This is a genomic window from Ruegeria sp. BG9, from assembly GCF_056538305.1.
On the sequence record NZ_JBQFSY010000012.1, the window covers coordinates 147,571 to 165,241 of the forward strand.

The window sequence follows — 17,671 nt, forward strand, 5'->3', positions numbered from 1 at the left end:
GATTGTGGAGAGGCCGGGGGGCCAGCCCCCCGGACCCCCCGGGATATTTTTGGCCAGATGAAGTTCCGGATCTAGAACTCGATGGGGCCGTCGAGTTCGTGCACCTGCCATGGGAGGCCTTGGGTGTTCAGCATGTCCATGAAGTCGTCCGGGTCGAGCTGTTCCATGTTCCACACGCCCGGCTCGCGCCAGTTGCCTTTCAGAACCTGAGCCGCACCGATCATTGCTGGGACGCCGGTGGTGTAGCTGACGGCCTGAGAACCGACCTCGGCGTAGCATTCCTCGTGGTCGCAGATGTTGTAGATGTAGTAGGTCTTTTCGCCCGAGCCGTCCTTGGCCTGACCCGTGGCGATGTCGCCGATGCAGGCTTTGCCCTTGGTTTCCGCGCCCAGATCGCCGGGGTCAGGCAGCAGGGTTTTCAGGAACTGGATCGGGATGATTTCCTTACCGTCATGCATCACCGGATCGATGCGGGTCATGCCCACGTTTTCCAGCACCTTGGCGTGCATGATGTACGCGTCACCGAAGGTCATCCAGAAGCGGGCGCGCTCGATCTCGGGGAAGTGGGTGCTGAGCGACTCCAGTTCCTCGTGATACATCAGGTACATGTTCTTGGGGCCAATGGCGGGGAAGTCGAACTCGACCTTGTGGGTCATGGCAGGGGAGTGTTTCCACTCCCCACTTTCCCAGTGGCGGACCTCGGCCAGCACTTCGCGCAGGTTAATCTCTGGGTTGAAGTTGGTTGCGAATTCCTGATCGTTGCTGCCGCCATTAGCGTCCAGTACGTCGATCTGGCGGATTGTGTCCAGCTTATGTTTTTTGAGCCATTTGGCAAACACGCTGGTTACACCCGGATCGAAGCCCGAGCCGAGGATGGCGGTCAGGCCGGCCGCTTTGAAGCGCTCTTGATAGGCCCATTGCCAGTGGTATTCGAACTTGGCCTCGTCTTCGGGTTCATAGTTCGCGGTGTCGAGGTAGTGGATGCCGGCCTCAAGGCACGCGTCCATCAAAACCAGATCCTGATAGGGCAGGGCGAGGTTTACCAGAATCTCGGCCCCGGTTTCCTTTATCAGCTTGACCGTGTCTTCGACCTTGTAGGCGTCCAGTTCGGCGGTCTTGACCTCGACTCCAACGCGGTCTTTAACGGCTGCTGCGATGGCATCGCATTTTGACTTCGTGCGGCTGGCCAGTGTGATCTCGGTAAAAATGTCCGAGTTCATCGCCATCTTATGCACGGCTGCGTGGGATACGCCGCCTGCGCCGACAACCAGTGTTTTGCCCATGGTGTGTCTCCTTCTTATTCGTAGTAGGTGTAGCCGTTTATGGAGTCGCGATAGGCGCTCATCAGGGTTTTGCGGTCCTTGGCTTGCAGAGTACCGGTCGAGATCGCCTCGTCCACCATTTTGCGGAAGGCGGCGACGCAGTCTTGTGGGTCGAATTCGACGTAAGACAGGACCTGGCTGATCGTGTCGCCCTCTTGTTCGTGCAGCAAGTCGAACCCGCCATCTGCCCGCAGGTCGATGGTGACGACATTTGTGTCTCCGAATAGGTTGTGCAAGTCGCCGAGTGTTTCCTGATAGGCGCCGACGAAGAAGACGCCCATGAAGTACTCGCCTTCATCCGGCAAAGAATGTACCGGCAGGCTGGGTGAGACACCGTCGGCCAAAATGAACTGATCGATCTTGCCGTCGCTGTCGCAGGTTATGTCAGACAGCACGGCGCGTCGGTCAGGCGTTGTATTCAATCCCTGCAGAGGCACGATCGGGTGCAGTTGGTCAATGGCCCAGACATCGGGCAGGGATTGGAACAGCGAGAAGTTGCAGTGGTAGATATCGGCCACTTTCTCAAGCTGGTCGTCCACATCCGTTTCCAGATCGTCGCTGGCCGCCAACGCCTTGAGGCGGGCCATCAGCGACAGATAGATACGCTCAGCCCGGGCCATCTGGCGCAGGTCTACGTAACCACGGCGGAACAGGGCGCGCAGCTCATTGCGGTAGAAAGTCGCGTCGTTCCAGCATTCCTGCAGACGGTCTTTGCTGAGATAGCCATTGATCGCGGCAAGGTCCGAGACCAGATGGTTGTCATCAGGCTCCACATCCGGTGCGGTGGGCGCATCGTAGAGCGTGGTTTCCAGCACGTTGAACACCAACATGGATGAGGTCGCCACTACAGCGCGGCCACTTTCGGTGACCAATGTCGGGTGCGCAATCTCGGCCTCGTCCATGGCATAGGCCACGGTTTCAACCACGTTGCTGCAATATTCCTCGACTGTGTAGTTGATCGAGTTCTCAGCGGCCTTCTTCTCGCCCGTATAGTCCACACCCATGCCGCCGCCGAGGTCCAGGTGGGTCAGCGGAACGCCTTCGCGCGTGAGTTCAGTGTAGTAGCGACAGGCCTCACCCACGGCGCGGCGGACGTCGTTCACGTCCTGCACCTGGCTGCCCAGATGCGAGTGCTGCAGCTTGAGGCAGTGCAACAGACCCGCCTCGCGCAGTTTGTCCACAGTGGCGACAAGCTGATCGGTGTTCATGCCAAAGGCCGAGCGGTCGCCCGAGCTTTCTTCCCACTTGCCGCTGATCTGGTTGGTCAGTTTCACGCGCACGCCGATCAGAGGTTCGATGCCGAGTTCCTTGTAGACCTCGATCACCGTGTCCGCCTCTTTCGGGCTTTCCAGAACGATGACGGTATTGAACCCGATCTTGCGGGACAGGATCGCCAATTGGATGAACTCGGCATCCTTGACGCCATTGCAGACGATCAGCGCCTCAGGCGCCAGACGATGCGCAAGAGCCACGACCAGTTCGGGCTTTGATCCGGCCTCGAGGCCATAGTTGTATTTCTTACCGAACTCGACGATGCGGTCCACCACCTGCGCCTGCTGGTTCACCTTGATCGGAAACACGCCACGATAGGGGCCTTTGTAGCCCACCCGCGCGATGGCGTCGGCAAAGCTTTCGTTCAGATGCGCGATCTCATGTTCCAGATACGAACTGACGCGCAGCAACATCGGTGCCTTGATCCCACGGTCATCCAGATCGCTGAGTATACCGGGCAGGCTGATTGCCGCTGTATCCGGAGACATCGGATTGCGCAGACCGATCTCGCCCTGCTCCGTCACCTCGATGAGGCCTTTGCCCCATTTCTCAACCCCGTAGATGGTATGCGGTGCGTCGGGCGTGTGTTTCAATCAAGTCAGTCCTTAACTCAGAGGTGCCTGTTTCGCGCCCGCCAATACGGCAGCATTTTGATTCGTCCAAGTGTAAACTATGTGACAGGGATTGCCGAACGTTACGCGTGCGAGCGGATCGGGATCAGGTGGTTGTCCCATTGGCAATCGGGGCGGGCCAGAACCCGCGTGCGGAGCCCGTCTACAGCGCCAAACGTGCCTGTGCCGGTGGTAAAGACCAACCCGTCCGGACCTGCGCCCAGACCGCAGACATCCTCTAGCGCGAAGGCATTCGTGAAGCTGCGACCTGCTACGTCGAAAAGATGCAGTGCGTTTCCCCGTGGGCAGGTTATGGCGACCTCGGCGCCACTGGCCGAGAAGGCGATGCTGCCAGCGTATCCTTGCAAGGTGTTTTGGAGGTCTTCTGGTGCGGACAGAAGTTGCGGCGGCGCGCCCCGACGGTGCAGGCCCAACAATGGCGGGTGCTTGGTCTGGCTGCCCTGCCACTGCATCGCGAACCCCACCAGCCCGTCGTTGCGCACGCTGAGGTGGCGGATGGAGTTCTTGTGCAGGGCGTTTGGCAGCTCGACCCGTTCAAGCAGTCGACCGGACAGGTCCAGATAGGTCAGGTTTGGCTGCATGACGGGTAGGTTCAGTTTCGTCCGCCCGGTCTCAGGGTGGGTTTCGATTCCTCCATTGGCGATCACAAGGCTTTGACCATCCGGCATCAGGCGCATGTCATGCGGACCGATGCCGCCCGAGGAAAACTCTCCCAGACGTTCAAAGCTGGTGGCGTCCCATAGGCTGATACGGCCTTCGCCAGCCTCGTAGTCGTTTTCGGTGGCAAAGAACCGGGTGCCGTCTGCTGTGAACGTGCCGTGACCGTAGAAATGCCGCCCTTCGGGGGCCTGTAGCCGGGTAAGCTCTCGCCCGGTCGCGCAGTCGATGACCAGAGCAAACCTGCCGGGACGGCGGGCAAAGGCCACGGCCTGCGCCTTGTGGGGGTGTGCGGCGGCAGCGTGGCCCCTTGCGGGCAGGGGCAGCGAGAACAGGATGTCTCCGCCCTCATCCAAACCGGCCAGACGGAACGCGCCATCCGGGAACAGCCCGGCGGCCAGAAAGGCGGGTGCTCCGACCGAGGCCCACCCCGTTGCGGGCGCAAGGCTTGCAGCCGCAAGACCGGCCAGGAAGTGGCGGCGGTTGGTCATGGTTCAATCCCCGTCGAGAGAGTTGAACCCGGCGCTGATGCCGAGGGTTGGGCCAAGCTCGGTCGTGGCGATGGTGCGGATGTCATTCACCGCCTGTTGTAGCGCTTCGACCCTGAAACGCCCTGCGGGATCGGCCACACCGGCGAAGGCTGGGTCGTCGATGGACCGGGCGCTTTTGATTGCGCGGTTGAAGGCCACGTCCAGATTCTGCGCGATCTCGGGATGGTCGGCGGACAGCCGCGCTGCAAGGTCCTGCAGCGCAATCAAGGACAGCTCGACATGACGCAAGGCGCGTTCCGAGCGGCGGGCTTCGGCCCTGTTGGGGCGGGGGCGGTCGAATGTACCAAGAGGGCGGCCCAATCGAGTCTCGGCGGTGAATTGCAGCCCGGTCGAGAGCGCTTTGAACAGCTCCTGCATCGCCTCATCCTGCGTGCGGTACGGGCTGTCGCCCCCCGGCTGTTCCAGCTTCACCGCATAGCTTAGCCATTCTTCCGCCATCGCATCGGCATTGGCGTCGATATCCGCCGTGATGGCCCGGATCAGCGCACATCGGTATTCGGCACTGCCCTGATCGGCAAATTTGGGATCGTACAGCATCTGTTCAAGCGCAAAAAAACCGCGCCCAGCGACCGAGGTTTCGGCATATGCGGCCGTGTCATTTACCGCAGGGTCTTCGGCAGCGATATGCTTTAACAGGGCCTTGGGCGTGAACCCTTTCGTATCTGGCCAAAAAGCCATGGCGAAGGCGCGGTCGTTGGCCTCGGTGGGGCCAAAGCGTAGATGGCTGGCGGATATCCACGCGTCAAAGGCGGTGCCATAGGCAGTACGCAGAGCCTCTGACTGCGGAGCGCAATCGGATTGGGACGATGCGGCCAAAGCCTTGGTCGCGTCTGCCAATTCAGCAAAGCGCGGCAATATATGCGCGGCAGGCACATCCGTCAGGATCGCGGCACGATCTTGGGCTGAGACGGCCAGAGGGGCGACTAGGGCAATGGCAAAAGCAAACAGGCGCATGAGTCAAAGACTTTCAAGAAAACGGATAAGGGCGTCGCGGTCGGCTTTGGGCATGGTCACGACAGTGTCAAGGGCGGATTGCGCCTCGCCCCCGTGCCAGAGCACAGCCTCCAGCAGGGTGCGGGCGCGCCCGTCATGCAGGAATTTGGTATGGCCGGACACACGGTGGGTCAGGCCAATCCCCCAAAGGGGTGGCGTGCGCCATTCGCGGCCTGAGGCGCGGGCTTCGGGGCGGTTGTCAGCCAAGCCTTCGCCCATGTCATGCAGCAGCAGGTCGGTATAGGGCCAGATCAGCTGAAAACTGTGCTCGGGCCGGTCCTCCAAGCGGTGGGTGACATGGGCTGGCGTGTGACAGGCGGCGCAGCCTGTGGTGTGGAACACCTCTTTCCCGCGCAGCACTTGCGGGTTATCCACATCCCGGCGACCCGGGACGCCCAGATTGCGGCTGTAAAAGGCCACGAGGTCCATACCGACCTGATCAACCTCAAAGACGCGCACATCGCCGTCGCCGTGGGGGGCCTTCACGCAATTGCGCTGCGCATCGGTGCAATCTCCGTAAGGGGCCGGAAACAGCGGGGTCGAGATACCGATATCCCCTGCAAACGCCGCAGCCGATTGCTCCATGACCGTGGGCATACCGGCTTTGTGGCCAAAGCGGCCCATCATCGGGGCGTCAAACTCGGTCGACCAGACAATGTTCGCGCGGCCCGAGATGCCATCGCCGTCCGCATCATCGGGGTCGGCATTGGCCAGCAGGTCTTCGACCGGGATCGCCTCAAGCAGACCGAGGCCGATCATCTGCGGCGCAACGCGCGGGCTAAGCATGGCGTCGGGGTGCAACGGGCCGTATCCCAGATCGGCAGCCGTGTAGGTGGGACGGCGGAGCGAGGCGGTTTCGCCCTCTGACAGCGCAACCGGGATCTCTTCGTAGGTAACCTCTAAACGGTATTCTGCAGGATGCCCGGCCAGCGCGAAATCCTGCATCTGGCCGCCATAATTAGGCTCGGGCAGGGTAGCGAGATAGTCTTCGATCCCTTCCGGCGCGTCCTGAGGGCTGCCGGGAATGGACACGCGCAGGAACATCGAGATGGCGTTGTCATCCGGCCCGTTCGGCGTATGCCCGCGCCCATCCTTGATGTGACAGCGCTGGCATGAACGCGCGTTGTACAGCGGCCCAAGGCCATCAGACGCGAGAGTCGAAGAGGGCGACGAGACCCAGATTTTCTTGAACAATCCGTTGCCGACCTTGAAGTCCAGCTCTTGTTCAAAGCTCAGGTTCTTGGACGGTTGCGAAAACGCATCCGCGTTGTTGCGCACACGCACGGTTGCGGCCCCGGCAGGCAACTCTTCGAACCTTTGCGGCGCGCTAAAATCCTGCGGCGGTGCAGTGACACCGGCAATGCGGGCGCGTTCGTCTTCGGTACGTGGGGTGAAGTTGAGGTGAAGGTCCTGCAGCTCGGCTGACAGGGAAGGGGTGGCCGCAGTTGCGACCACCAAGAGGGCGAGAATACTATTCTTCGGCGTCCATTTTCGCGGCGTTGAGTTGCGCATAATTGGCGTCGCCAATCCGTTCGTACAGATCGAGTTGCGTCTCGAGGAAGTCGATATGACCTTCTTCATCGCTGATCAGTTCCTCAAACAGCGACATAGAGACGTAGTCGCCCGCCTCGCGGCAATATTCCCGCGCTTCGACATACAGTGTGCGGGCGTCGTGTTCGGCGGCCAGATCGCATTCCAGCGTTTCCTTGGGGTTCTGCCCGATCCGCAGAGGGTCGAGCTTTTGCAGGTTCGGGTGGCCTTCTAGAAAGATGATCCGTTCGATCAGCTTGTCCGCGTGGCCCATCTCTTCGATGCTTTCTTCGCGGCTTTTCTTGGCCATATGGGCCAGGCCCCAGTCTTCCTGAAGCCGGTAGTGCAGCCAATACTGGCTGACGGCTGTCAGCTCATGCCGCAGGGATTTGTTTAGATACTCTATGACCTTGGGATCGCCCTTCATCTGCCTTCTCCTGTGATAGGCCGGTGCGTAACGCACGCAGCTGCATGGGGACTTCCAGATTATCGTCGGTTCGCATCGTGTCTAGAAAAAGCGGCATGCACCCGCCACAGTCGGCAGATTTCCCGAGCGCGTGGTAGATCTTGCCTGGGGTTATGATCGCTTGCGGGTCAGAGGTCCGCATCCAGTCGATAGCGGCCCGGATTTCGTGGTCGGAGATGTTTGTGCAGTGGCAGACGATCATGGCGAATCGAGGCTCGTTTTGTTTCTTACTCATTTAGTAAGGTAATTCCTGCAAGTCCAGTCACCTTGCGGTGGCCGGGTTGCCGGAGGCGCCGTTTTGCCGACGCATCCGGCCCTTTTATGTGTTTAGTGGAAAACCGCGTCAGGGTTGTCCAGGCTGTCCGATCCTTCGAACTCGATCCCGTCGAGGTCGAGGGTCGATACGATACGCTCGATGGTCTTGGTCTGATCGACCAGACCGTTGACGCCGCCCATGATCAGGGCCTCGCCACCGGCATTGCCGCGCTCCAGCATCTGGTCATAGGCGAAACCGGCCTCGGCTGTCGATTTGATCCGGCCCAGAGCTTGCATCGTGGTCGACAGCTTGACTTTCATCTCAGTATCCAGCGACGGGTCAGCGGCGATCACCAGATCCGACAGAGACGCGCCGGAGATCGGGGTGCCGTCGATGCGGGTGTAGCTGCCCAGATAGACGTTCTGAATGCCAAGGCCATCATAGTAGTGGCTGTTGTGAGTGTTGTCGGCAAAGCAATCATGCTCTTCCTCAGGGTCGTTCAGCATCAGGCCCAGGCGCATACGCTCACCAGCCTGTTCCCCGTAGGACAGCGAACCCATGCCGGTCAGAATGGCACTGATGCCTGCGGATTCGTTCTCGGTCAGGGCGGCGCGTGCATCGCCACCTTCGGCCCATTGTGTGGTCATCCATTCCAGATCGCTGACCAGAAGGTCGGTTACGGCGCTCAGGTATTGCGCACGACGGTCGCAGTTGCCGTTGGTGCAGTCGTCGCCTGTGGCATAGTCGGTGGCCGGGCGGTTGCCTGCGCCTGCGCCGTGACCGTTCAGGTCCTGACCCCACAGCAGGAATTCAATGGCGTGGTAGCCGGTGGCGACGTTGGCCTCGATCCCGTCGGCTTCGTGCAGGGTATCTGCCAGCAATTCGGGGGTGATCTCGTTCGCGTCAATCGCGGTTCCCGAAAGCTCGAAGTTCGGATTTGCGATGACATTGAGAACGGCGAATTCGTTCTCGTCAGTGGCGCCGCCGTAGGAGGCGTCGACATAGTCGATCAGGCCTTCGTCCAGCGGCCACGCATTTACTTTGCCTTCCCAATCATCGACGATGGCGTTTCCAAAGCGGTAGACCTCGGTCTGCTGATAGGGGACGCGGGCGGCAATCCAGGCCGCGCGGGCGGCATTCAGCGTGGCGTCCGAAGGGTCAGCGATCAGCGCGTTGACGGCGTTTTGCAGCGCTTTGGCGGCGATCAGGCTGTCATCATATTTGGCTTCTGCAATATCGGCGTAAGTGTCCAGCACGTCCGCTTTTGCAGGGGCGTCACCGGCCGATGCGGCGGTGGCCACGCATAGGGTCAGAGTGCTGGCGGCAGCAAAGAATTTCGTCATTGGGTTCAGGTCTTTCATGTCAGAAATCTCGTTCAGGTGCGTCCAAAAGGGGCTGCACTTGCATGCGTATAGCTGAGTGAAATAGTCGACAATGTCAACCTGAGTTTTATTGTCGGATTTATTGCGGCAGCGCGACATCCCCATATCTGGTGGGTCTGCTACACGCAGTCGCGATTGCGCCATGTTCGTATAAAGTTAGACTAATCCATGTGATTCTATTGCGAGTGGTGTGAGTTCATGAAGTGGTTGAGTGCTTCGATCGGTTTGTGTGCAGCAACCGTCCAGGCATGGGCAGGGGATCAGGTGCCCGCGCAGAGTGCTGCTGCGGGATCATTGGATATTGCCTTTGAGGAAACACAGTTCAGCGTGTCTTTAGCGGTCCCGAGCCAGGATATTCTAGGGTTTGACCATCGCGCAGCAGATGACGCGGATCGGTCCGCGGTCGCGGATGCAATTTCGTCCTTGTCAAAGCCGTTGACCCTTTTCGTCGTCCCTGAACAGGCTGGGTGCGCCACGGCGTCGGCCAATGTGTCGTTGACGGGCGAAGGGCTGGGGTCGGATGCAGACACGGAGGGCGCGCCAGAGTTTCTGGCCGCGTATGTTATTCAGTGTTCGGACATGGCCGCTCTGGACACGATTGAGTTCGCGTATTTTGAGCGTTTTGATCAAGTTTCGACGCTCGATATCACCGCATCGTCGCAGGGTGTTACGCGGCGCGTCCATGTGACCTCGCAGTCGCCGGTTCTCGATGTCTCGGCTTTGCAAGGCGCGGACTAACACTGCCTCCACGCTTATCGAAAAAGGTTTCGGCAGGATGGGTCGACCAGCAAAGTAGACAAGCTCGAAAGTCGGATCGGAATCACCTGGGGCCTGAGCGGGTACATGGGTGCTTATGCGTGCACAAAACACTCAACTCTGACCTGGATTCTGATCAAATTCCGCAAAATTAATGTTTGTGTCGGAAAGAAACCAAGATCTGACACGAATTGGCAATAGTTGTGCCAACATTCGTCGGTACCACCACACTATCCTACCGAGGTGTTGACTAGTCCGATTTTAATGAGGGGGTTCTCGAAGGGATCGGGGGATGAGCGTGGATGTGCCCAGTTTCGGGCAGATCAGGATGCTCTCCCCCAGTGGTGGGTTTGCTTGATTTCAGTCAATCTTGTTGCGCTGTGCGTGAGGCGTGACGCCAAAACTCAGGCGAAACACGCGTGAGAAATGGCCGGGATTCTCAAATCCGCATGCCATGGCGACCTCGGTCACAGAAGCCTCGGTTTGCAACAGCAGTTTTTGCGCGCGTTCCAGACGCATCTCCATAAAAAACTTTTTGGGCGAGGTATTCAGGTATTTCCCGAAAAGCCGTTCGAGCTGCCGTGTCGAAATGCCAAGTTCATCGGCAATTGCAGAGGGCGAGACCGGCGTTTCGATGTTGTTGCGCATGACTTCAATCGCTTTGGCCAGATGGATGTTGCGCATGCCGTTTCGCGATTGCAGCGAAACGCGCTGTTTGGCCGTTGCGTTGCGCACGGCGTTGTAAACCATCTGATCGGCCACATCCATGGCCAGCTCGACCCCGTGGTCTCGTTCGATCAAGTGCAACATAAGGTCGGCTGTCGCCGTGCCGCCCGAGGCGGTGATGTGCTTTTCGTCGGCGACGAACACGCTGCGCACTAGGTTCACATCGGGAAAGGCCTCGGTGAAAGCGTCATGGTATTCCCAGTGAATGGCGGCCTGCATTTCGTTCAGAAAACCGGCCTCGGCCAAAAGCCAGGCGCCCGAACAGAGCGCTCCGATCGCAGTCCCTCTTGCCCGTTCACGCCGCAACAAAGCCAGCAGAGGTTTGGAGGCGTGGTTCCGCATGTGGATTCCGGACAGTACAAATATCTGATCGGATTTGGGGAGGTTGTCGAAGCCCCCATGCACCAAAGTCACTGAGCCGTTGGAGCAGACAGCGTGTTCACCATGCTCAGACACAAAAGACCAGCTGTAGAGATCCTGGCCGCTGACGAGGTTCGCGATCCGCAAAGGCTCGACCGCGCAGGAAAACGCGAGGTGCGAGAACTCCTCGATCAGAATGAAGGTGATGTGGCTGGGATCGGGCATGGCGGTCTTTGCGCTTCCGGGCTGCTGGGTGGTTTCGACATTATTCGCAGGTTGCCTATGCTGCACGAAAATAAATTGTATACAAGTTGTATTTTAATCGCATACAACACCCTTGGCCGGGCGATCTCGATTCGCTTAGCGGCTGCGACAAAGGAATGGGCGGATGAAGGACGAGGCGCGCTCGCGCAAATCTGAGCTTGCAGAACACCTCAAGGTCTCGATTCTGACCTTGCGGCTACAACCCGGCGCAGATCTCGATGAGGCGCATCTTTCCGAGGCATTCGGCCTGTCGCGAACCCCGCTGCGCGAAGTGTTCCGGCAACTGGCCGGTGAGGGATATCTGGATCAACGCGCCAACCGCAGCACGCGCGTATCTGAGATGTCGCATACCACGCTGCGGGATTTCTTTCTGGCGGCACCGATGGTGTATGGCGCCATCCTGCGGCTGGCCGCGCGCAACGCTCTGCCAGATCAGATTGACGCTTTGAAGGATGCCCAACGGTCCTTTTGTTCGGCTCTGCAGTCGGGCTCGGCCGAGGATCGCGCGCTGGCCAATAACCGGTTTCACGATGTCACGGGGCAGATGTCCGGCAACGTATATCTTTTGCCGTCGTTCAACCGTCTTTTGATCGACCATGCGCGGATCGGCATGACCTTTTACAGACCGCGCAACACGGGTCTGACCGAAAACCTGTCTGAGGCCAGCCGTCAGCACGACGCCATCATCGCCGCCATCGAGGCGGGCGATGAGGCGGCTGCTGCGCAGCTGGCCGAGGACCACTGGAACCTATCTCGCGATCAGATTGAGCTGTTCGTGATGCCTGATGCGCTGGATGTCCCGATGGGCATCCCGCCTCTTTCGAAACCTGCATGAGGACGGAATGAATCCGATTTTCAAGTTTGAGGGGATCTATACCCCTGTGGTCACGCCCTATCACGAGGATGGCAGCGTGAATTGGGACGCTTTGTCCGACGTGATCGAATACCTGATCGCCAGCGGTGTTCACGGGGTGATCTCAGGCGGCTCGACCGGCGAAAACTATGCCCAGACCGTGGAAGAGCGGCTGGAACTGGCCAAGTTCACGCATGCGCAGTTGAAAGGTCGTCTGCCTATGGTCGTCGGGACCGGAGCGATGCTGACACCGGACTCGATTGCGCTGGCCTCTGGCGCGCGTGAGATCGGAGCAGACTCGATCCTGCTGGCAAGCCCGCCTTATTCGGTGCCCACCGATCGTGAGAATGCGCTGAACGCGCTGGCCATCGACAAGGCCGCTGACCTGCCGGTGATGCTGTACAACTATCCGCACCGTACCGGAACGATGATGGGCGAGGAATTCCTCGACCGTGTGGGCCGTAGCCGGAATTTCTGTGGCATCAAGGAAAGCTCGGGCGATATCAACCGGGTACATCTGCTGGCGCGCGACTACCCGCATATCCAACTGGGATGCGGCATGGACGATCAGGCGCTGGAGTTCTTTGCCTGGGGCGCGCCCTTCTGGGTGTGCGGTGGGTCGAACTTCCTGCCGGAAGAGCATGTGGCGCTGTACAACGCCTGTGTGATCGAAGGTGATTTCGCCAAAGGCCGCAGGATCATGAGCGCGATGATGCCTCTGATGCGGGTGCTGGAGCAGGGCGGCAAGTTCATCCAGACCATTAAACATGGCGTCACCATGAACGGCATTGAGGCGGGCGCAATGCGGGCTCCGCTGAAGGGGCTGAACAAGGATGACAAGCGCGCGCTGGAACAGGTGACGCGCGTGTTGAAGAAAACAATCGCTGATATCGTAGCTGAAAACAAGATTGGGGGCTAAGGCATGGAATTGCTGACACAGGACGAATACAAATCCATTGCCGCAGACCTGACTCTGCCGACCGGAGCATTCATTGACGGCGCGTACCGCCCGGCGATCTCGGGTGAGACATTCGAGACGGTGAACCCCGCGACCGGAGAGAAGCTGGCTGATATAGCCGCTTGCGGCGCTGCGGATGTTGATTTCGCGGTCGAAAAAGCGCGCGAAGCCTTTGATGATGGGCGGTGGTCGAAACTGCACCCCTCGGACCGCAAGGATGTTTTAATCCGGCTCTGCAAACTGATGACCCGCAACGCCCGCGAACTGGCCGTGATGGAGAGCATCGACAGCGGCAAAACCATCTATGACTGCGAAACCGTGGACGTGCCTGAAACGATCCACTGTCTGAAATGGCACGCGGAAGCGATCGACAAGATCTACGATCAGGTCTCACCCGCCAGCGATGACCATATCGCCATGGTCGTGCGTGAGCCGATTGGCGTGGTGGGTCTGGTGCTGCCGTGGAACTTCCCGCTGCTCATGCTGGCCTGGAAAATCGGACCGGCTCTGGCAGCTGGGTGTTCGGTCGTCGTGAAGCCCGCGGCCGAGACCACGTTGACCGCGCTGCGTCTGGCCGAACTGGCAATGGAGGCAGGCCTGCCGCGTGGCGTTCTGAACATCGTCCCCGGCGGCGGTGCCGCTGTGGGTGAGCCGATCGGGCGGCATATGGATATCGACATGGTCTCGTTCACCGGCTCGACCGTGACCGGCAAGCGGTTCTTGACCTACTCCGCTGAAAGCAACGCCAAAGAAGTCGTGCTGGAGATGGGCGGCAAGAACCCGGCCATCGTTATGGATGATGCCGAAAACCTGGATCGCGTGGCCGCGCATATCGTCAATGGTGCGTTCTGGAACATGGGCGAAAACTGCTCGGCCTCGTCGCGGTTGATCGTGCACAAGGATGTAAAGGCCGAGTTGCTGGAGCGCATCGCCCATCATGCCAAACAGTGGAACATTGGCGACCCGCTGGACCCGGAAACCCGCATGGGCGCGCTGGTCAGCGAAGGGCACTATAACAAAGTATGTGGCTATCTGGATCAGGCCGAGAACGTAGTGATTGGCGGCAAAGCCGAAAAAGGGTTTGTCGAGGCCACCGTCGTCGAAGTCTCGGGCAATGACGCCACTCTGGCGCGCGAGGAGATCTTTGGCCCCGTGCTGTCGGTGATTGAAGTCTCGGGCTTTGATGAGGCCATCAAGATCGCCAATGATACCGAGTATGGCCTCTGCGCCTCGATTTTCACGGCCAACGCGAAACGCGCGATCCGGGGCGCTCGGGCGATCCGGGCTGGCACTGTCACGGTGAACAGCTTTGGCGAAGGGGATATCACCACGCCCTTTGGCGGCTACAAGCAGTCCGGCTTCGGCGGGCGGGATAACTCCGTCCATGCGCATGATCAGTACACCCAGTTGAAAACCATCTGGATTGATCTGGCCGACGATGCGGATGAGGCCGTCGATTGAGCGCATACTCAGCACGCAAACTGCCAACCCATCGCGGCCCTGCGGCCTGGAGCGCCATCCTCGGCGCCCAGCCGCCCGCGGTGGAGTTGGACAAAGACCTGACGGCTGATGTCGTGGTCGTCGGCGCCGGCTTTGCCGGTTTGTCGGCGGCGCGGCGTCTGACCCAGTTGGACCCCAAGGCACGTGTGGTCGTGCTTGAGGCCGGTCGCGTGGCCGAAGGGGCCGCGGGGCGGAACTCGGGCTTCATGATCGATCTGCCGCACGACCTGGCATCGGATGACTATGCCGGTGCGGGGGATGACAAGACCATGATCGCGCTCAATCGGCAGGCCATCGCATTCGCTCGGTCCGCAGTTGAGCAATACCAGATCGACCGCAACTTTTTCGACGAAGTGGGCAAGGTCAACGGAGCGTTTGGCGATACGGGCCATGCCCACAATGTCAGTTATGCGCGGCATCTGGAAACCTTGGGCGAAAACAGCGAGATGCTGGACCCCGCGCAGATGCGCGAGCTCACCGGATCACGGCACTATCAATCAGGCCTGTTCACGCCCGGAACGGTCATGCTGCAACCGGCGGGCTATGTTCGTGGTTTGGCTGCTGGGCTGGCCGGGGATGACGTTGCCATTTTCGAAAACTCGCCCGTACTGGGATTTGAAAAAAGCGGTAGCGATTGGGTGGTGCGGACTGGGAAAGGCACCGTCAGCACAGGCAACGTCATCCTGACGGTCAATGGTCATCTGGAAAGCTTCGGGATCGAACGTGACCGGTTGATGCAGCTGTTCCTCTTTGCCTCCATGACGCCCGAGTTGGACGCCCATGCGCTGGCCCTTTTGGGAGGGCAGCCGCGCTGGGGCGTGACGCCCTCGGACCCCATGGGAACGACCATGCGCAGGATCGACACCGGCCAGGGCGGCAATCGCATTGTCACCCGGACCTGCGCGGCGTTGCGGCCAGGCATGGCAGCAACCTCGAGCGATCTGGCACGCGCCGCCAAAGTGATGCAGCGCAAGTTCGATCAGCGGTTCCCGCAACTGGCGGGGCTGAGGATGGAGCATCAGTGGGCCGGTCACCTGTGCCTCAGCCTCAATAGCGTCTCGGTCGCCCGAGAGATCGAGCAGGGTGTTTATTCCGGTTGCGTTCAGAACGGGCTGGGCACTGCGCGCGGGACCCTGACCGGGATCGCAGCGGCGGAGAGGGCCTGTGGCCACAGTTCCGACATCACAAGTTTTTTCGAAGCCGAAGACACCCCCAAACGCCTGCCGCCCCAGCCATTCCGGGAAATCGGGGCGAATGCCGTGTTGCGTTGGAAAGAATGGCGCGCGCGGGATGAATGAGTATGGCGGGCTCAACCGAGCCTGACGACGCCGAGCGGCCTGATACAAGCTAGTTCTCTCGCCTGTTGCGGCTTTAGCGGTTTTGCAAAAAAGGCCCGCCCTGAATGGTGGGCGGGCCAGTAGGGGAGTTGGTATCAGTAGGTCTGGTTCAACTCATCTGCTGCCGGAATTTCCCGTTCCCGGCGCGCGATATAGTCCAGAAGCTCTTCGTTCTTGGCCTCGTCCAGCTTTGGTTCCTGATACTCGGCCAGCAGTTTCTTGGCGTGTTTGAGGGCGCGTTCCGTGATCTCAACGCTGCCTTCAGCCTGCCATTGCTCGATCGAGTTGTTGTCGAAGAGCTCGGGCATGAAGAACGCTGTCTGGAAGTTGTCCTGCGTGTGTGGATGGCCCAGATAGTGACCGCCCGGGCCGACATCCGGAACGGCGGCCAGTGCCTGATCGAAGTCGCCCCACTTGGGACCTTCTGCCATGCGATAGGCCATGGCGCATTGTTCTGAATCCACGATGAACTTGGCGACCGAGCAATGCATACCGGCTTCGTTCCAGCCCGCCGAGTGCCAGATATAGTTCGCCCCTGCATGCAGAACCGCGCTGAGAGTCGTGGCAGATTCGTAGCCAGCCTGTGCGTCAAACGTCTTGGCACCGCCCAGCGTGTTCGAGGTCCGCCAGGGAACATCATAGAAGCGAGCCATCTGACCGATCATGAAGTTCATCAAGCTGATCTCGGGCGTACCCGCCATCGGCGCGCCAGATTTCATCGACACGGTCGACAGGTAGTGACCCCAGATCGCGGGCGCCCCTTTGCGAACCACCTGCGTATAGGCCAGCGCAGACAGCGCCTCGGCTGTCAATTGGGCCACAGTGGCAGGCACAGAGGCAGGCGTGTTCGCGCCACCCAGAACGAAGGGTGAGCAGAGGACTGGCTGATTGCGGCGGCAGAAGGCACGCATCGCACCCAGCATCGTCTCATCCCAGACCAGAGGGCTGTTGCCGTTGCAGTTGCCGGTGGTCACGGGGTGGCTATCGATGAACTCATTCCCAAACAGGATCGCGCACATATCCATCACGTCCTCGGCATTCTTGGGCGAGGTGGTCATGCCCATGAACATCTTGTCCGAGTATTTCATCGACGAGTAGGTGATGCGCAGGTGGCGTTGGCTGATTGGGTGATCATAAGGCTCGACGATATGGTGGGCCGAACTGTGCAGCGCGGGCATCATATGGCTGAGCTTGTGGAACATCGCCAGATCTTCCAGCAGCGGGTTACGGCGCACATCGTCCAGATCGCGCAGGAAAGGCGCGCCGGTCATCGGCACAAAGACCGAATGCTTGCCGCCCAGCTTGACGTTATTGGCCGGGTTACGCGCGTGATAGGTGAACTGTGCCGGAATGGTCGAGATCAGCTCGCGCACCATGTTGCGGTCAAGATAGACCAGCTCTCCGTCTACCTTGGCGCCAGCCTTTTTCCAGTCTTCCAGCGCGATCGGGTCGCGGAACTGAACGCCGACATTTTCCAGAATGTCCATGGCGGCATTGTCGATCATCTCGACCTGGCTGCCGTCCATCACCTCGCATTCGGGGATGGCGCGGGTCAGGCCGGGCAGCATTTCAAAGTTCGGAGCTGTGCGTTTTGCACGCCGCGCTGCGCGGCCTCCGGAACGTGATTGGGTTCGAATATTCAAAGGACAATCCTCCATCTTGGAAACCAAAATGACGGATTCGCGGCGCGCCGACCTCTCTGATAGCGATATGTGCTTGCAGGATGCGACACGCAAAAGCGCCGCCCTTTTGGGCGGCGCTTGGCTTGTTTGTGTTTTGGTGGGTTTATTCTGCGGCCTGTGGTGCCTCGGCGTGTTTGTCACGCTGGCTGTCGCGGAACAGTGCCTTGGCGAGGG

At 59.8% G+C, this 17,671-nt stretch carries 16 protein-coding genes; 6 read left to right on the forward strand and 10 right to left on the reverse strand.

All coding sequences use genetic code 11. From position 1 onward, the window contains the following. Positions 1-71: 71 nt before the first annotated feature. From ACR0I8_RS20230 to ACR0I8_RS20265, 8 genes are all read right to left on the reverse strand, one after another. Positions 72-1,283 carry a saccharopine dehydrogenase family protein gene (locus ACR0I8_RS20230; RefSeq protein ID WP_170693075.1) on the reverse strand — a complete coding sequence of 404 codons (1,212 nt, stop codon included), beginning with the start codon at positions 1,281-1,283 and terminating at the stop codon, positions 72-74. A gap of 14 nt (positions 1,284-1,297) precedes the next feature. After that, a complete protein-coding gene (gene speA / locus ACR0I8_RS20235; protein WP_170693073.1) occupies positions 1,298-3,187 on the reverse strand; it encodes a biosynthetic arginine decarboxylase in 1,890 nt (629 codons plus the stop codon). Between the two features lie 101 nt (positions 3,188-3,288). Then, complete coding sequence (locus ACR0I8_RS20240; protein WP_170693070.1) at positions 3,289-4,374, reverse strand: DUF1513 domain-containing protein; 1,086 nt, start codon at positions 4,372-4,374, stop codon at positions 3,289-3,291. A gap of 3 nt (positions 4,375-4,377) precedes the next feature. Then, the gene (locus ACR0I8_RS20245) at positions 4,378-5,388 is read right to left on the reverse strand and encodes an imelysin family protein (RefSeq protein WP_170693068.1); all 1,011 of its coding nucleotides are present in this window, start codon (positions 5,386-5,388) and stop codon (positions 4,378-4,380) included. A gap of 3 nt (positions 5,389-5,391) precedes the next feature. Continuing rightward, positions 5,392-6,939, reverse strand: coding sequence for a di-heme oxidoredictase family protein (locus ACR0I8_RS20250; protein ID WP_170693066.1), 1,548 nt, complete (start codon positions 6,937-6,939; stop codon positions 5,392-5,394). Next, the gene (gene bfr / locus ACR0I8_RS20255; protein WP_170556457.1) at positions 6,899-7,384 is read right to left on the reverse strand and encodes a bacterioferritin; all 486 of its coding nucleotides are present in this window, start codon (positions 7,382-7,384) and stop codon (positions 6,899-6,901) included. The genes ACR0I8_RS20250 and bfr overlap by 41 nt, the downstream gene beginning before the upstream one ends. After that, a complete protein-coding gene (locus tag ACR0I8_RS20260; protein WP_170693141.1) occupies positions 7,332-7,625 on the reverse strand; it encodes a (2Fe-2S)-binding protein in 294 nt (97 codons plus the stop codon). The genes bfr and ACR0I8_RS20260 overlap by 53 nt, the downstream gene beginning before the upstream one ends. Before the next feature lie 125 nt (positions 7,626-7,750). Next, a complete protein-coding gene (locus ACR0I8_RS20265; RefSeq protein ID WP_170693139.1) occupies positions 7,751-9,022 on the reverse strand; it encodes an imelysin family protein in 1,272 nt (423 codons plus the stop codon). A gap of 237 nt (positions 9,023-9,259) precedes the next feature. Between ACR0I8_RS20265 and ACR0I8_RS20270 the strand changes: the two genes are divergently transcribed. Continuing rightward, positions 9,260-9,799, forward strand: coding sequence for a ZrgA family zinc uptake protein (locus tag ACR0I8_RS20270; protein ID WP_170693063.1), 540 nt, complete (start codon positions 9,260-9,262; stop codon positions 9,797-9,799). Between the two features lie 378 nt (positions 9,800-10,177). On the opposite strand, the gene ACR0I8_RS20275 is transcribed toward ACR0I8_RS20270, so the two are convergent. Then, entirely contained in the window at positions 10,178-11,128 is a 951-nt protein-coding gene (locus ACR0I8_RS20275) for a GlxA family transcriptional regulator (RefSeq protein WP_170693061.1), read from the reverse strand. A 163-nt stretch (positions 11,129-11,291) separates the two neighbouring features. Between ACR0I8_RS20275 and ACR0I8_RS20280 the strand changes: the two genes are divergently transcribed. From ACR0I8_RS20280 to ACR0I8_RS20295, 4 genes are read left to right on the forward strand one after another with little or no spacing between them, the layout of a single operon-like run. Then, on the forward strand, positions 11,292-12,002 hold the full coding sequence (locus ACR0I8_RS20280) for a GntR family transcriptional regulator (RefSeq protein ID WP_170693059.1): 711 nt from the start codon (positions 11,292-11,294) through the stop codon (positions 12,000-12,002). 7 nt (positions 12,003-12,009) lie between these two features. Next, positions 12,010-12,939, forward strand: coding sequence for a dihydrodipicolinate synthase family protein (locus ACR0I8_RS20285; RefSeq protein ID WP_170767994.1), 930 nt, complete (start codon positions 12,010-12,012; stop codon positions 12,937-12,939). 3 nt (positions 12,940-12,942) lie between these two features. After that, complete coding sequence (locus ACR0I8_RS20290; protein WP_170693054.1) at positions 12,943-14,439, forward strand: aldehyde dehydrogenase; 1,497 nt, start codon at positions 12,943-12,945, stop codon at positions 14,437-14,439. Beyond that, on the forward strand, positions 14,436-15,776 hold the full coding sequence (locus ACR0I8_RS20295) for an NAD(P)/FAD-dependent oxidoreductase (protein ID WP_170693052.1): 1,341 nt from the start codon (positions 14,436-14,438) through the stop codon (positions 15,774-15,776). The genes ACR0I8_RS20290 and ACR0I8_RS20295 overlap by 4 nt, the downstream gene beginning before the upstream one ends. A gap of 134 nt (positions 15,777-15,910) precedes the next feature. On the opposite strand, the gene ACR0I8_RS20300 is transcribed toward ACR0I8_RS20295, so the two are convergent. Continuing rightward, positions 15,911-17,458 (reverse strand): trimethylamine methyltransferase family protein, encoded by a 1,548-nt coding sequence (locus ACR0I8_RS20300; RefSeq protein WP_480703553.1) that lies wholly within the window; start codon positions 17,456-17,458, stop codon positions 15,911-15,913. A gap of 28 nt (positions 17,459-17,486) precedes the next feature. Here ACR0I8_RS20300 and ACR0I8_RS20305 point away from each other — a divergent pair. After that, positions 17,487-17,671: hypothetical protein (locus ACR0I8_RS20305; RefSeq protein WP_480703555.1), on the forward strand; the 185-nt coding region annotated here is incomplete at its 3' end.